The sequence below is a fragment of the Aeromonas sp. MR19 genome (assembly GCF_963899305.1).
GTDB lineage: Bacteria > Pseudomonadota > Gammaproteobacteria > Enterobacterales > Aeromonadaceae > Aeromonas > Aeromonas bestiarum.
Genome location: NZ_CAWQWZ010000044.1, coordinates 1 through 229 on the forward strand (window position 1 = coordinate 1; position 229 = coordinate 229).

1 protein-coding gene is annotated in these 229 nt (G+C 69.4%); it reads right to left on the bottom strand.

Annotated elements, in window-relative coordinates; genetic code table 11:
* Positions 1 to 229: hypothetical protein (locus tag AACQ95_RS17120; RefSeq protein WP_241281108.1), on the bottom strand; the 229-nt coding region annotated here is incomplete at both ends.

The window sequence follows — 229 nt, forward strand, 5'->3', positions numbered from 1 at the left end:
CTGACGGTGCCGCTGACCGGGATCTGCTGACCCGCTTCGGCGGCGTTGATGACGTCGTCGGCGGTGATGTCGGCATCGAGCTCAATGGCCAGGTCCACCGGCGCCTGGGTGTCGACCCCGTAGCCTTCGCTGTCGGTCGCGGTGGCGCTGTTGCCCGCCGCGTCGGTGCTGGTCACGCTGGCATCGATGGTCTTGTCGCCATCGGCCGCCAGATCGCTGCCCGCCACCA